The sequence below is a fragment of the Pseudoalteromonas sp. RWi3 genome, assembly GCF_054960735.1.
In genome coordinates, this window is the sequence record NZ_JBHNYL010000002.1 from 346,292 (window position 1) to 360,810 (window position 14,519).

General features: G+C 38.6%; 18 protein-coding genes and 1 pseudogene. 13 read left to right on the forward strand and 6 right to left on the reverse strand.

Annotated features, from left to right (window positions below; translation table 11 throughout):
- Nucleotides 1-10: 10 nt before the first annotated feature.
- Nucleotides 11-328, forward strand: a complete 318-nt coding sequence (locus ACFI4Z_RS05030; protein WP_462669609.1) for a YkgJ family cysteine cluster protein — start codon at nucleotides 11-13, stop codon at nucleotides 326-328.
- A 69-nt stretch (nucleotides 329-397) separates the two neighbouring features.
- Here ACFI4Z_RS05030 and ACFI4Z_RS05035 read toward each other — a convergent pair whose 3' ends face one another.
- Together ACFI4Z_RS05035 and ACFI4Z_RS05040 are read right to left on the reverse strand one after the other, a co-directional pair.
- Nucleotides 398-1,003 carry a glutathione S-transferase family protein gene (locus ACFI4Z_RS05035; protein WP_462669610.1) on the reverse strand — a complete coding sequence of 202 codons (606 nt, stop codon included), beginning with the start codon at nucleotides 1,001-1,003 and terminating at the stop codon, nucleotides 398-400.
- A gap of 41 nt (nucleotides 1,004-1,044) precedes the next feature.
- Nucleotides 1,045-2,076: an NADP-dependent oxidoreductase gene (locus tag ACFI4Z_RS05040; RefSeq protein WP_462669611.1), complete on the reverse strand. Its 1,032-nt coding sequence runs from the start codon at nucleotides 2,074-2,076 to the stop codon at nucleotides 1,045-1,047.
- Between the two features lie 670 nt (nucleotides 2,077-2,746).
- Between ACFI4Z_RS05040 and ACFI4Z_RS05045 the strand changes: the two genes are divergently transcribed.
- The gene (locus tag ACFI4Z_RS05045) at nucleotides 2,747-2,998 is read left to right on the forward strand and encodes a hypothetical protein (RefSeq protein ID WP_462669612.1); all 252 of its coding nucleotides are present in this window, start codon (nucleotides 2,747-2,749) and stop codon (nucleotides 2,996-2,998) included.
- A gap of 34 nt (nucleotides 2,999-3,032) precedes the next feature.
- Here ACFI4Z_RS05045 and ACFI4Z_RS05050 read toward each other — a convergent pair.
- Nucleotides 3,033-3,259, reverse strand: a pseudogene (locus ACFI4Z_RS05050) (IS110 family transposase); the annotation flags it as partial.
- Between the two features lie 308 nt (nucleotides 3,260-3,567).
- Between ACFI4Z_RS05050 and ACFI4Z_RS05055 the strand changes: the two are divergent.
- Nucleotides 3,568-3,876 (forward strand): hypothetical protein, encoded by a 309-nt coding sequence (locus ACFI4Z_RS05055; protein ID WP_462669613.1) that lies wholly within the window; start codon nucleotides 3,568-3,570, stop codon nucleotides 3,874-3,876.
- 152 nt (nucleotides 3,877-4,028) lie between these two features.
- A complete protein-coding gene (locus ACFI4Z_RS05060) occupies nucleotides 4,029-4,238 on the forward strand; it encodes a hypothetical protein (protein WP_462669614.1) in 210 nt (69 codons plus the stop codon).
- Between the two features lie 72 nt (nucleotides 4,239-4,310).
- Here ACFI4Z_RS05060 and ACFI4Z_RS05065 read toward each other — a convergent pair whose 3' ends face one another.
- Nucleotides 4,311-4,925 carry a response regulator gene (locus ACFI4Z_RS05065; RefSeq protein WP_462669615.1) on the reverse strand — a complete coding sequence of 205 codons (615 nt, stop codon included), beginning with the start codon at nucleotides 4,923-4,925 and terminating at the stop codon, nucleotides 4,311-4,313.
- Nucleotides 4,903-6,048 (reverse strand): sensor histidine kinase, encoded by a 1,146-nt coding sequence (locus ACFI4Z_RS05070; RefSeq protein WP_462669616.1) that lies wholly within the window; start codon nucleotides 6,046-6,048, stop codon nucleotides 4,903-4,905. The genes ACFI4Z_RS05065 and ACFI4Z_RS05070 overlap by 23 nt, the downstream gene beginning before the upstream one ends.
- A gap of 150 nt (nucleotides 6,049-6,198) precedes the next feature.
- Between ACFI4Z_RS05070 and ACFI4Z_RS05075 the strand changes: the two genes are divergently transcribed.
- From ACFI4Z_RS05075 to ACFI4Z_RS05095, 5 genes are all read left to right on the forward strand, one after another.
- Nucleotides 6,199-7,353 carry an acyltransferase family protein gene (locus ACFI4Z_RS05075; protein ID WP_462669617.1) on the forward strand — a complete coding sequence of 385 codons (1,155 nt, stop codon included), beginning with the start codon at nucleotides 6,199-6,201 and terminating at the stop codon, nucleotides 7,351-7,353.
- A 68-nt stretch (nucleotides 7,354-7,421) separates the two neighbouring features.
- A complete protein-coding gene (locus tag ACFI4Z_RS05080) occupies nucleotides 7,422-7,727 on the forward strand; it encodes a hypothetical protein (RefSeq protein WP_462669618.1) in 306 nt (101 codons plus the stop codon).
- A 100-nt stretch (nucleotides 7,728-7,827) separates the two neighbouring features.
- On the forward strand, nucleotides 7,828-8,319 hold the full coding sequence (locus ACFI4Z_RS05085; RefSeq protein WP_462669619.1) for a hypothetical protein: 492 nt from the start codon (nucleotides 7,828-7,830) through the stop codon (nucleotides 8,317-8,319).
- Between the two features lie 240 nt (nucleotides 8,320-8,559).
- On the forward strand, nucleotides 8,560-8,979 hold the full coding sequence (locus tag ACFI4Z_RS05090) for a hypothetical protein (protein WP_462669620.1): 420 nt from the start codon (nucleotides 8,560-8,562) through the stop codon (nucleotides 8,977-8,979).
- 287 nt (nucleotides 8,980-9,266) lie between these two features.
- Entirely contained in the window at nucleotides 9,267-10,472 is a 1,206-nt protein-coding gene (locus tag ACFI4Z_RS05095; RefSeq protein WP_462669621.1) for an anhydro-N-acetylmuramic acid kinase, read from the forward strand.
- Between the two features lie 16 nt (nucleotides 10,473-10,488).
- Here the strand turns inward: ACFI4Z_RS05095 and ACFI4Z_RS05100 are convergent, their stop codons facing one another.
- Complete coding sequence (locus tag ACFI4Z_RS05100; RefSeq protein ID WP_462669622.1) at nucleotides 10,489-10,986, reverse strand: hypothetical protein; 498 nt, start codon at nucleotides 10,984-10,986, stop codon at nucleotides 10,489-10,491.
- Between the two features lie 417 nt (nucleotides 10,987-11,403).
- Between ACFI4Z_RS05100 and ACFI4Z_RS05105 the strand changes: the two genes are divergently transcribed.
- The 4 genes from ACFI4Z_RS05105 to ACFI4Z_RS05120 all read left to right on the forward strand — a co-directional run bounded on the left by ACFI4Z_RS05105 (nucleotide 11,404) and on the right by ACFI4Z_RS05120 (nucleotide 14,455).
- Entirely contained in the window at nucleotides 11,404-11,868 is a 465-nt protein-coding gene (locus ACFI4Z_RS05105; RefSeq protein ID WP_462669623.1) for a hypothetical protein, read from the forward strand.
- A 744-nt stretch (nucleotides 11,869-12,612) separates the two neighbouring features.
- Nucleotides 12,613-12,930 (forward strand): hypothetical protein, encoded by a 318-nt coding sequence (locus ACFI4Z_RS05110; protein ID WP_462669624.1) that lies wholly within the window; start codon nucleotides 12,613-12,615, stop codon nucleotides 12,928-12,930.
- A 30-nt stretch (nucleotides 12,931-12,960) separates the two neighbouring features.
- Nucleotides 12,961-13,146 carry a hypothetical protein gene (locus ACFI4Z_RS05115; RefSeq protein ID WP_462669625.1) on the forward strand — a complete coding sequence of 62 codons (186 nt, stop codon included), beginning with the start codon at nucleotides 12,961-12,963 and terminating at the stop codon, nucleotides 13,144-13,146.
- Nucleotides 13,147-13,360: 214 nt separating this feature from the next.
- Nucleotides 13,361-14,455 (forward strand): serine hydrolase domain-containing protein, encoded by a 1,095-nt coding sequence (locus tag ACFI4Z_RS05120; protein ID WP_462669626.1) that lies wholly within the window; start codon nucleotides 13,361-13,363, stop codon nucleotides 14,453-14,455.
- Nucleotides 14,456-14,519 lie beyond the last annotated feature (64 nt).

The following is a 14,519-nucleotide window of genomic DNA, read 5'->3' on the forward strand; positions in this document are numbered from 1 at the left end:
GTAAGCACCTATGCCCCAGACCGTCATACCTAATCAGATCCCAATCGTTGTCAGTAATGAAAATGAGCCTGTCTTATGCAGTAACTGCCAAGCGTGTTGTTGCCAGCTAGAGGTGCAAATACTCACAGACACCGGCGTGCCTTTTCATTATATTGATTATGACCAATGGGGCAGTGAAGTGATGAAGCGCGCGGATGACGGTTGGTGCCAAGCCCTAGACCGTAATACTTTAATGTGTTCAATCTACGAAAACCGCCCGCTTATATGCCGCGAATTTGAAATGGCCTCAGACGAGTGCATAACCGAACGAGATATTGCAGGGATATAACCCTTTTTTGTTGTAAAGGGGCTTTACACCCCTTTGATTAAACGTTTATAAAAAACATTAACCATATTTCTACTCAAGTTCTTCAGCGGTATGAAATTTTTCATGAGAGTGTAATTGCTCGTCGTATTTCACTAGGTTTTTAAAGTGGCCTAATTGACCTGAGTTTTTCACAATTTCAATAATAAACGACATCATAAAATCTGCGCCAGTGAGCGTGTCGCCAACTAAGTACTTTTTGCCTTCAAGGCGGCTGTTAAAATAGCTAATTACTTTAGCGGTTTCAGCATCGGCGTAACCTTCTAAAAACTGTGTTTTAGCGCCATCTTTTTGCACAAACATTTTTAGCAAAAGCGGTAAAATAGCTGAGCTTTCAGCAAAGTGTAGCCATTGTTGATAATCAACATAGTCAGCGGTACCAGCTTGTGGCGTAAATTTGCCGTTACCGTATTTAGTAATAAGATAATCAGTAATAGCGCCTGACTCGGTGACAATTAAACCGTCGTCTTCTATTACCGGTGACTTACCCAGTTGATGTACGTTTTTTAATTCATCAGGTGCTAAAAAGGTTTCACTGTTTCGCTGATATGCAACAATTTCGTAATCTACTTCAAGCTCTTCTAGTAGCCAAATAATGCGTTTAGAACGCGATTTGTTTAGGTGGTGTAATTTAATCATGGTTGTCCTTAAAAGCGCAGCCTTTGCTGCGCAGGGTAAATTTAAAGTGGTTGATTGACTTGCACGACTGTTTTGCCGAAGTTTTTGCCGTCAATCATATCGTTAAATGCTGATATTGTGTTTTCAAACCCTGTAACTAGATGCTCACGGTAGTGAATTTTTCCTTCACTCAGCCACTTTTGCATGTCAGTGGCAAATTCATCATAGCGATGGCCGTAGTCATCAAAAATAATGAAGCCTTGCATTTTTATACGCTTAGTAAGTATTTGACCCATTAAAGCGCCCATTCTATCTGGGCCCTGTGGTAACTCAGTCGCGTTATATTGCGATACTAATCCGCATAGCGGTACGCGAGCAGCAGTGTTTAGTAGAGGTAATACGGCATCGAACACCTTTCCGCCTACATTTTCATAATAAACATCAATTCCGGCGTCACAAGCGTTGGCTAATTGCTCATTAAAATTGTCGCTACGGTGATCAATACAGGCATCAAAACCTAACGTATCAACTGCGTATTGGCATTTTTCATTGCCGCCAGCAATACCAATAACTTTACAGCCTTTAAGTTTAGCAATTTGCCCAACAGTAGCACCGACTGGCCCTGTAGCCGCTGCTACAACAACGGTTTCCCCTTCTTTAGGAGCGCCAATATCAAGTAGCCCCATATAAGCGGTAAAACCAGGCATGCCCATAATACCCAGTGCATAAGAAGGGTTACTTGGATTTTTACCCAGCGGCATCAGGCCTTCACCATCTGAAATGGCGTAGTCTTGCCAACCTGTATAGGCCAGCACCCATTCACCCACGGCAAATTTATCGTTATTTGACTGCTCTATTTGACACACGGTAGCGCCTACCATCACATCACCAATTGCCACAGGTTCAGCATATGATTTTGCGTCGCTCATGCGACCACGCATGTAGGGGTCGAGCGATAAATAAATAGTACGCAATAATACTTCGTCTTGTTTTAAGGCATCAACAGCCACGGTTTTCAATGAAAAGTTTTCGTTTGTAGGTGCCCCATGTGGACGCGATGCTAAAGTAAATTGTCTGTTTTCAATGGTCTGCATAAAACCTCTTTATCCGTTGTAAGGACTAATATGTTGCTTTGTGATCTTCAATAATAAAGAAGTGGGGTTTTAGAGTATTAATTCAATTGTTGGTTTATCTCTGTGTGGGTAATCACTATTGCAAGGCTGCAATAGTCTCCTTCTGGAGTGGTTTTAGCGGGCTATTGAATTTTCTGTTCCAAAGTTGGAATGGTTTCTTACAAGGCTGGAATGCAGAGCCATATGCAACAAGGCCTACAGAAGAGTTGCTAACGTTCCCTATTTGGGTTTTCTGATAGAACTTTGAATCAGCGTGTTGAGCTATCTGCATTTATGCGGAATGTTGTGAATGTAGTATTTAGAATTTTAAAATGTATGGAGCAGGTATAAGCGATTAAAGGTCTTTCAGGTAAGTCGTCATTAAATTAGTGAGAACTAAGAGTAAACTTCCCGCTTTTTTACATGTTTATGTAAGCTAAAAAAAGCATAATATTTATATTTGGCAATAACTTATAGTATTTTTAATTAATATGCGTTCATAAAATGAGGACGTTTGCGCGATAAAATAGGTTAAGTGTACTTTGATAAAGCTGTTATGCTTTTATCTTGCATAGTCACTTAATAGTCAGTTATATTTTATCTCGTAAATTGACTCTTATTAACAATTAATTAATAAATAAAGGAATATCTTATGAAAAATATTATTTTAATTGGTTCAATAATTTTACTTTCGGCTTGTAGTACTAATTCAAATCAATCTCAAACATATACTCTTGCAAGTTCAAATGGTACTCCAATTAGTACCCATAAAAGTGTAAATGAATGCCAAGCTGCGGCAATAAGGGCTAATATTCGTAAAACTAATGATTGGAATGCAACTCATAAATCTCATCAAAGCGTCCCTGTGAAAGATGGCTCTTTAAAAAAGGTAAGTTGTAAATAAGTATAACAACACGCCCTTAGGTGGCTAGCAAGCACTAAAGCCCACTTTCCACCGCAAATTTAACAACGGTGATCCCTTACTTTTCAATGCCGTTAAGTAAGTTGATTCATCGTAGGGTGTATGTGTTTTCCAGCACCTAAATAGGATTCGTATCCACTTAAATGCCAATGTTCTGATGATGGTATTATGAGGTTTTCCTTTGGCTTCTTGTTGCCGGTAATAGGCTTTTGCCCAAAATGAATAGCGCACAGAAAGTCCTGCCTATTCCATTATTCTGAATTAAAAACTGTCTAGTGAAAGCTTGTAAGTCCAGTCCAGGTTTCTTACAACGCTGGAATGCAGAGTCATATGAAACAAGGCCTACAGAAGAGTTGCTAACGTTCCCTATTTGGGTTTTTCTGATAGGGTTTAGAATCAGCGTGTTGAGCTACCAATAGCTTGATACATAACCCCGTAAATTCTGAGTCACTAGTATATCTTTTTTTGCCATTAATACGGCATGGGGAGCGATCTGCATTTATGTCGGTTATGATTGGCACTTTTATGGCTTACAAGACTCAATTGATTATATGCTTTATGAGTGTGCTAAAGGGGCAATAGCAAACGGTTTAAAAATATCAGATGAAAGACTACTTACGCTTGATTTTACACTGCCGCCGCCGCCAGACGGTGAGTCGTGGAATAAACAATTAGCGATGTATCACTTTCAAAAAAACACGATTACTGAAAGAAAACTTGGTTATATTCTTGCCGCTATAGAGTTTGACTATCAGAAAGTCGTTTTGTCAGCTGAAAATGATTTAGCCGGCGGAAACATCACGCAAGCTGAATTTGATGACATAGCGAAAAAGGCCAAATTTAGATGGCTTGGTGAATAAAACTCACTGTAATAGTTTTAAATAAACAAGATATAAACTATCCGTCATGAAAATTAGCTTACTTATTGAATAGGTTTAGGAATTTGGTTATGGTTAAACCATAAGAATGGGTAAATTTATGGGCTCATCAGAGGCTAAAAAAGGAATTTATAATGGATAACATTTCTCAAATGTTTATTTCTTGGTTTCCCTTGCTGCTTGTTTTATTCATTATGTGGGTGATGCCAATTATACTCATTGCTAGGTCACAAAAAGTGGGACGCCAAGAAAAGCTCGCATGGATAGTCGCCTGTTTGTTTATTAGTTGGTTTTGTTTACTCTTATTTATGTTGATTGCACCACTTAAGCCTAATGACAAATAGTGGCACTTAAAAAGCGTTTTGTGTTCATCAATATACCCTAATCAAAAATAGTAATTTGGTGTTGTTAGCGCGTTAAATTAGGTTTTGATTAATGGCTTTTATAACGGCCTGAGTGCGGTCTTTTACCTCTAATTTAGCAAGGATTTGTGACACATGATTACGAATAGTCCCCTCAGAGTTATCTAACTTTTTGGCAATCACTTTGTTCGACATACCCAAAGACAAACACTGCAATACGGTTTGTTCTTTGCCTGTTAAGCAGAGCTGAGGGCTTAGTTGCTTTTTGAGTAAAAAATCAGTCACCGCACTTTGCAATACTCGCTCACCTGCGACGACTTGCTTGATAGCGCTAATGAGTTCTTCAAGTTCAATGTTTTTAAGCACATACCCACGAGCACCTAGATTAAGGGCTTTGACTAATACATCACAATCTTCAAATGTGGTGATGATCAGCACAGGGGTTTTATCACCCTTTTCACGCATTTTTTGCAACACGCCGAGCCCATCTAAATTCGGCATTCTCATATCGAGTAAAGCAATGTCGAAACTATGCTCAGCTAATAGTGTAAGCGCTTGTAAGCCATCTTCAGCTTGGGCTTCAATATTAATGGCGCTATCGAGGTTGAGTAAATTAGCGAGGCCTAAACGAACTAATGTCTGATCTTCAACTAGTAGGCACTTTATCATGGCTTTTTTCTTCTAAATTTAGTGGTAGTGTCATGGTATTGATCAGTGTTTCTTGCTCAAGGTGTTGTGAAAATTCACCGCCAAATTGTGCCATTCGCTCATTTAATCCTGCTAAACCATTGCCTTGTTTTGGTAAATGGGTCTCTGGTTGATTGTGATACGCTTTTGCAATTAACAGCGGGTGTTGGCCAACGTGGGTGACATTTACATGCAAAGTAAAATGGTTTGCTTGGGTATGTTTAAGGGTGTTGCTGATCATCTCTTGGGTAAACCGCAATACGCACAGGGCGAAGTCTTGCGGGAGTTGCTCTGTCTCCTTACTTAGCTGGAGATCACAGTGTAAATTAGGTGTCAGTTCGCAAATGGCCTCAAGAGCTTGCTTAAGTATCGTTTTGTCATTGCGCTGAGTGGAAACGATTTCGCGCACCTCAGCCAATACTTCTTGGCTAAGCTGGTGGCAAAGAGAGAGGGTTTCAACGGTTGCTTCATTTGCAGCTCTTTTAGCAAAATCTAAATTAATGCTGAGCGCGGTAAGCTTATGGCCGAGTGAATCATGCAGCTCCCGTGATATATTTTGTCGCTCTTGCGCTGCATGCATGGCGCCCATCATGTGTTGGGTGGCTTTTAACTCTTTGTAGTTTTGGCGGGATTGGTAATGTGTATTTAAACTTTCGACAATCCGGCGACTGACAAACCAATTCATCAAGCAAAAGAAAAACCAAATTGTAAACGTGATCCAAGGAATGCCATTTTCCCAGCGCGCATAATGCGTTAAACCATACACCAGCATTGCCGCCACAACACAAGCCAGTATTTTAGGAAGTGAAAAGTGAGGGCTAAAAACAGCGGTAAACATAACCAAGTGAATAAAAACTAGGGACGTTGAGCTAAGTTGCATCATTGCTAAAATGAGCAGGAAATAGCCAAGCGCTACGCCATGAACAAATTTGTTGGGCTGTTTTAACACATACAGCAAAATAGCTAAAATGGAACCACTTACTATGATTTGCAAGTACAGTGCTAACTCAGAGTTTGCATAATATGCACACGCCGATGTAACCCCAAGCCACGATGCCAATGTTGAGAAACGCCAATCGGTTGTATGTCGTATAGTTGATTCCATTACTGTGGCCATATTTTTTTAGCAATTATTGCAGAACTCGCGTTGTAAAAACAGTGACATCTGTCATAGCTCGGGCTATGAGCTTTGTGACTAGTGCCATGAAACCTCATTCATTTATGCTTGATTAATAAAAGTTAGTTGGGCACATTAATGAATAAAGACAGTCGATTACACTACATTGATAATTTACGCAGCCTCGCGCTATTGCTCGGCATCGTATTTCATGCCGCTTTAGCTTACAGTCCGTTCTTTAGCAATATTTGGTTTACGGTAGACCCAAGCACACATGGTCTATTTGATTATATTACGCATACGCTGCACTTATTTCGGATGCCGTTATTTTTTATTATTGCGGGGTTTTGCAGTGCACTTTTAATAGATAAATCGAGCAACGCGCGCTTTTTGCATCATCGCAGTAAACATATTCTACTGCCTTTTCTTATATTTTTACCGTTAAGCTTTGCCGTTTACTACCATGCCTTGAGTTTTGGAGCCGGTATAGCTAATCCAATACCGCCGATTTTTGCTGTGTTTCAAGTCATTAAAGAGCCTGTTATTAGCACTATGCACTTATGGTTTTTGTGGAACTTATTTCAGTTTTGTCTTGTTCACTGGCTGTTGAAAACAAGTTGCTTTTTAGGTAATAAACTCGATGCGCTTAGCGTTCACCCTTTATTTATGTGGATTGTGCTTCCTATCGTGTTAACGCTCTCATTAATGGGGCAATCTATTCCATTTCCTGCTCCTGATAAACTCTTACCACAGTTATGGTCGTATGGTTTTTACGGCAGTTTTTATTTGTTAGGAGTGGGGCTTTATAAAAAACAGCAGCTCATTTGGTCATATCATAAGTACTTATGGCCTCTTATTTTGGGTGTTGTAATATCACTGACTGGTTACTTTTCTTTATTACCAGCCGCGCCAAGCTTAGATGAAGTGATTGCCGCCGCAACAACAGGTTATTTTGCCGCAGCGGGAGAGCTACATGTATTGCATGTTTTATCACAAGGACTGAGTGTTATTTTGTTAACCGCCATAACGTTTTTACTTGGGCATCGTTTTTTAAATCACCAAAGTAAGCTCAGCCGCAGCATTTCAAATGCGTCATATTGGGTTTACTTGATACATGTGCCAGTGTTGATTTATATTCAGATGCCATTGATTAACACTGATTTGCCTGTTTGGGTTAAATTTATTATCAGCGTGTTTGTGACCTTACTAATAGGACAAATGAGTTATTCATTAATTGTAAAAAATACGTGGATAGGCGCACTACTTAACGGTAGGCGAACCAAGAGAAAGTGAGTACAGCCAGCTTAAATGTCGTTACTTGCTAATGACTTAAAAACATCACTACATAAAGGAATATTATTATGCAAGCAATAACAATCAAATCGACAACCGCCACGATTCAAAAAGGGGCGATTAAAGCCGATGGTAAGTTTTGGGTAAGCAATAACGATGTTCATTTTACTGCTTTTAACACACAATTTGGGTTAGGGCCTTATACGTTTTCACGGCGTGAAATTGTAAGGGTGAGTAAGTGCACAGGTAAAGTTGCGGGTATTTTGCCTTATACACATGATGCAATTGAAATCGTATTAAAAGATGGCAATAAATATCAATTCATTGTGTCAAACGCAGATGAATGGATTAAATTACTTACTCATAGTGCGTAGCGCAATCGCTGGTAATTCATCAAACTAGCTATTGTTTTAATGTACCTAATAATGCACGATAAAACATGTCACTACTTTAACTTGGTACTCAGTGAAGAACATGGATTTAATAAACACGTTATTGCTTAAGCTCGGTTTGGGCAAAAAGGTTCATCCACTCATCGTGTTAGGGAAGAAGCTATCAAACAACAATAACGCGGTAGTTAAGTCGCTCGAGTTATATTGTTTTTCCTCTGATGCTTATTTCGACGGTATCAGTGAATTTGAAAAAGACAATTGTTTTATTGAGTCTTTGGACGATATAACCCCTGTTGATGCATTGGTGAGAGCGCTGAGTAGCGCAGGTGTTGTTATTTGTGTAGATAACCGCTCTGAGCCTTTACGTGTTTTGCCACTACTGCAAAAGCTCACGCCTATTCGTTTTGAAGCATCAGGTTTATTTAAAGATCTTGAGACTTTTTACAGGGAGACGAATTATGGTTTTGGCTCACTAGTGGGAGGAGGGAGTGTTGAGCATTCACCCACGCTGTTTGATTGTTTGCAATCATTGAAACTTAAAATGCTGGCAATAAACGATGATTCAGATGCATAAATCTTGTTTATTTGCCATGAAAATGAACACACAGAGATAATTGAACTGGCTAAGGAAGCCGAAATTAATTTATATTTTGAGCACATGTAAATTAGTGCCCGGTTTTATTGAATCACAACAGTTTGTTGAAGTTAGGCGTATTTAGGGCTATTTACTGTAACGAAACAACAGCGTTAGCCATGAACGTGAGGTTTTATTGAATTGGGTAACATACAGGGTTACTCATTTTTAAGGAATGACATGAATAAATACTTATTACTCCCTTGCATTGTTTTACTGGGTGCGGGGTTCAGCGTTAATGCAAATAACCACGTGCTATCTGTTGACCAAGTGGCGCTGCAAGGTATGCAGTTCGCGTTTGAAAATGATGCACAAAGTAAACCTAAAAACAGTGATTTTACGCTGCTTAATACCGTGCTCATGAGCAGCGAGCAAGGTAAGCGCGTAGCGGTTGTTACTGTACGTAATGATGCATCGGGTTCACGTATTCTCGAAGGGGCTCATCTTATGGCCTTGTTTGCTGACGGTCAGCTAAAAACGCCTTTGTCGATGACAGAAGGGGTTAAATTAGCCCGAGGTGAGCGGCGTTCTTTTACGGTGTCGTTTGGTGAGGCTGATTACCCGATATTGTCTGTATTTACCAGTAACAACGTTGAGTAGATGAAGAGACAAGGCGTGACGTAATACTGAGGTAACGCGCATTAAAAAGCGCACAGGGCAGTGTGCGCTTTAGGGGGAATTGCTGGTTATATCATTCGTGTTACACATTATTTTACGCTTGGTATCGTTGAAAAAACACCCAACCTAATGCTAGCTTAGGTTAAAACACTGAAATAACAACATAACCACACCTTTTATAACCCATTTTATTTATTGCAGTAATTATTTTTATCATTAGTATGATATTCGCTAAATTTAATTGATTGCATATTTAAAAGGTAACCTACATGCACCCACACATTGCTAAGCTTTATGAAAGTGCGAACAAGCCGCATAAGCTGATTATTGGCTTGATGAGTGGCACCTCGTTAGATGGCCTTGATGTGGCATTGTGCAAAATATCAAACCATGGCATGAACACTAATATAGAGTTGATAGCGTTTGATACCATAGCCTATGATGACAATTATAAACAAAAAATAAGAACCGTCTTTGCCAAGCGTGAATGCGACTTAGAGCAGGTGACTCTGTTGCATCCCTGGGTAGGCCAGGTACATGGCGCCATGGTGAACCAATGCCTTGCAAAATGGGGAGTCGCTGCTGATTCTATCGATGTGATTGCCAGTCATGGGCAAACAATTTATCACTGCCCTAAAAATCAACATGGGCGACCTGATTTTGGTAACGGGACATTACAAATTGGTGATAGCGATCATATTGCTGTCATGACTGGTATCACTACTATTGGCGATTTTCGCCAAAAGCATATTGCTACTGGTGGTGAAGGTGCCCCACTAGCTGTCTATGGTGATTATTTATTTTTTACCAGTCGTGACGAAAATCGAATTTTGCTTAATATGGGAGGTATTGCTAATCTAACCTTCCTCCCTAAATCCGCTGAAGCAAGCGCCGTATTTAGCTCAGATTTAGGCCCTGGCAATACAATTATGGATGCCTACATTCAGCAATATTTTAAGCCACTAAGCTACGATGTTGACAGCAAAATAGCGCGCCAAGGACAGATAAACCAAGCTTTATTAAATGCGCTGTGTGATGACCCGTTTTTTCAACAGCCTTTTCCAAAAACAACCGGCCCTGAAGTTTTCAACATGCAATATTTAGCACGTGCACAGGCCTTATCAAATACAACAGAGCTGAAACATAATGATGTAATGGCCACTTTAACACGCTTTTCAGCGCAGGTAATTGCCGATGCAATTAACCGTAGTAGTGCTGCTCTAGATAGTGTGAGTGTATATGCCAGTGGAGGTGGGGTTCACAACCCATTGTTGATGGAACATATTCTATCTTTATGCCCTCAGTTAACGGCGATTCAAAATACGCAAGCATTGGGTATTAACCCTGACGCAAAAGAAGCGGTTTTGTTTGCTATTTTAGCGAATGAATGCCTCAGCGGGGGGCAAATGCGTTTTGGTAATACAGCTCAAGGTATTCCTAATGTAACAATGGGCAAAGTCAGTTTTGCTGATTAGTCCCAGTTTGCTAGTGCTAAAAAATAGATAATAACGCACTGCTACAGCTAGCAAAAAAATGGCGAATCGAGAGGTTTTTAGGCGCGTAGGCTGCCGTAGGTATCTGCTCAATATAGCCTTTTTTGTGCGGGGTAATCACAACATCAAACTGGGCACTGTCTTTCAATGTTGCATGTAAACCATGCAGCATTAACTGCATCACAAACTCATTGCTGCCTTCAGGCACATCTATTTTAGATAACACTAAATTGACTTCACCAGCTTCAAGATCTTGTTGGGTAATTGTGTGTGCCACTGTGTAACGCGCATTTCTTGCAAGCAAATGGGTAAGATTAACTGAAATAACGTCATTCTCATGGGCGTCATCTGGTAAAGCGCAGACAAGGTTTATCTCGTGCTGATCATTAGCAACTAAATGCAAATTATCGAATTCAGATGTGTGGGCCATTGCAGCAGATAATGGATCTTCAAGAGATTGTAATGCAAAATTCAATCTCACATGAGCGGTGTTCATTTAATTCAGTCGTCTTTTAGTCGTTAGTTAAATTGAATAGAAATTATCCTTTAGTTAGATTACAGAATTATGACTGTTGAATAAATCGGCATAGTTTATTGGCCAAAACATGAATTTTTGTTTTTTCTGTTCCAAAACGGGAATGGTTTCTTATAAGGCTGCAATAGTAAGCATTTTTAGCAGTGTGCTGCCTACGTTTTAGCAGATAGTTTTAACTAACAACAGGCCTTATCATCAAAACATGTCACTCAAACACTAGAAATCCCCTCTAAACAATAGCAAATCCTCTTGTTATATTTTTCGTAAATTTGAAGTGATTGATTGACCCAATATAGGAACCAAGATATGTTAGTTCACAAATAAAAAATAAATTTAAAGCGAGTGAACCTAGGCTCGTTATATTTTAAGGATGATAATATGAAGGTTTTTAGTCTATTAATATTTGTTTTTTTTCTTTCAGGGTGCTCAACAACTGATTACTTTAAATATCAATCAAGTACCGCCGTAATTAATAATCTCGAAATTACAGAAATTAAAAACTTAAAAAAGAGGAAGCACAAAATTAGAGCTTCCTTTGATTATGAGATATCAAAATTTAATGATGTTGATGGGCTATACCATTGCTCTGTTCAATTTATTGTAAATAATGATGTAACAATGACCAGCCATAGAGGCTCGAAAAATCCATGTGAAATAAATTCTGAATCAGGGAGTATATCTATAAACTGGCCAACTCCAATTGATAAGAGCCTAAATACCCCCGAAGAAATATTATCTACGATTAATTACCCTTTAGAATTCTTTGTGGCTATTCATCAAAATACGGGTAAAGAAACAAATAGAATTATAGGTCAAAGTGCACCGCAAAAAAGTAAAATATAACAAGTGCTTATGGCGTAAATAGCTATTTTTAATCAATTAGCGCATCTCGTTTTTCTAATACTAGCAACTATAACCACTTTTTAGGTTTTCCAGCAGCTACTAGTCGTTGATACGTTGATTTAAAAACTGGATGCGCTAACTAACAACAGGCCTTATCATCAAAACATGTCACTCAAGCACTAGAAATCCCCTCTAAACAATAGCAAATCCTCTTGTTATATTTTTCGTAAATTTGAAGTGATTGACCCAAAACAGGAACTCGGTTATTTTTGATGAATCAATAGAAATAAAGTTAAGATGAGTTAATCTACAAGTTCGTTAGGTTTACTAATTAGTTAAGGATAATAAATTGAATTATTTAAAATGGTTAAAAAAGACATTTCCTAATTTGTGCGATACGCCAGAGGAAACCGTTCATTCATATATCACAGAAGCAAAATCTAATAGTCAACTGTTCAGGGAGTTTATAAAAGTATTGGGTTTTTTGTTTTTCGTTATACCATTTAATTTGTTTCTTTTGGCTTCAGGAATTCAGTCGCCGTTATACTGGGTGTTACTGCTAGCATCTTTCTTGGTTGGTAGCTTTGTTTCTCTTTATTGTGAACAGTTGTTAATTAAAAAGCGTTTACGCAAAATAGTTTCGTTAACTTAAAATAATAAAAATAGCATGCTGGAAAGTTTACTTGCTGAAAAAGCGCAGCTAAACCCCTCCATGTTAAGCGTTATATTTTTAAAGGAGTATCAATGAAATATCTAGGATTGTTATCAATAATACTATTGGCGGGATGTCAATCTACGCCTAATTTTTGTGAAAAAGAGCCTGATTCAAATTTATGTAATCAAAAAAACTATCAATATAGTACAAAAAAAGCGCTAAAAGAGTTTAAAAGCAGAAAATCTAACAAAGCTTTTGCACTTGGACAAACATCTGATGGCTGGGAGTTCTACGGTTACTCTGAAGGTTATAGCTCAACTCATAAAGCGAAAAAGGAAGCTCTTGCACAATGCCAAAAAAGGCTAGATAAACATAGTACGGGTGGTAAGTGCGAGTTAATTCGTTAGCTAATAAATATTTCACATTTGGAGTTGCCAATGGAATCAGTTACAAATAAGTCAAGGCAAAGAGGTGGCGTAAATTCAAAGGAATTAATAAAGATGCAAACAGAAGTAGGTTTGATTGAATCAATGTCACAGTCAAAAACACTTACAGTTATAGTGATTGTCGCTTTAGTTTTAATTGGTGGTTTTTTTATATTTTTATCTAAAATGGCTAGCTAGGACAGCCAATAAATGAATTGGGTAAAATCTTGCTTTTTGCCCTTTTTTTAAGTGATTTACATTTGGTCGGCTATACCCTTAGATAAATAGACGGTTGTTTAAATCACATGATTTGATTTATTAAGCTAAACCAAAAAGCTAATAGTGAAATTCAAAGTAAATAGAATATTCAATAGTTTCAGTGTTTTTTAGCGTTTTAACCACAAGGAAAGTTATGATTAAATCTATTTTAGTAATATCTGCGCTTGTTTCAGCCAATTTAGTTATTGCCGAAGAAATTACAGATGTGTCTGAGCTTACAAAGCGTTTGGACGACGCGGTTCCCAAAATTTTAGATAAACACAAAGCACCGGGTGTCGCCATTGCGCTCGTCAATGGTAAAGAAATCGTTAAATTTCGCTCCTATGGTTTTGCCAATGTAGCAACTAAAACACAAATAACTCAACGTACAATGTTTAATGTAGGTTCTATTTCTAAGTTGGTGACTGCGTGGGGGGCAATGCAGCTAGTAGCCCAAGGTAAAGTCGATTTAGATGCGCCAATTAATCAATATCTTAAACGTTGGCAGATTCCTAACTCTGAGTTTGACGTACAAAAAGTAACGTTAAGAAATATCCTATCTCACACTTCGGGTTTGTCACTGGGACCCTATTCAGGATGGGACTCTCGTGAAAAGTTATCCTCTATTGTTGATTCACTAAATGGTGATAACAATAATGCTGGACCCGTTGAACTTATCCACGCGCCAGATACAAAGTGGTCTTATTCTGGTGGTGGGTATTCAGTGGTGCAGCTGTTAATTGAAGATGTATCCGGCATGACATTTGATGGCTACATGCAGAAATATGTATTCGGCCCACTAAATATGCAGGATTCTACTTTTAATGTTACTGAAAAGGTAATGAATAGGTCGGCAACACCTTATGATGATAGTGGTAAAATAACGGGTATGGTGTACTTCAACGAAAAAGCGGCGGCAGGTTTACAAACTACGGCTATAGATTTAGCACGCTTTAATATGGCTGTATTGCGCAACAAGGATGGTCATTATAATGGTCTAACATTGTTGCCAGAAAAACTTATTGATTTGATGACAAAGCCAGCACCGAACACTAATGGACGTTGGAGTATGAGCTATGTCGTGGACGCTGAGAATAGTAGTCTCGGCTTTGCTGGATTTAATCGAGGCTGGGTTTCGCTATCACGCTCTGTTACTGACTTAAATTTTGGCTATGTGATCTTAAATAACAGCAGTATTGGTGCTGTAAATAATGAAATTGATAGCCTTATTCTCTCTACTGTTAAGTAGAGTCGTAATTAAAAAATAAGCATTTACTTATCTATCTATAAGCTAAGATCCTTCGCTGCATCTT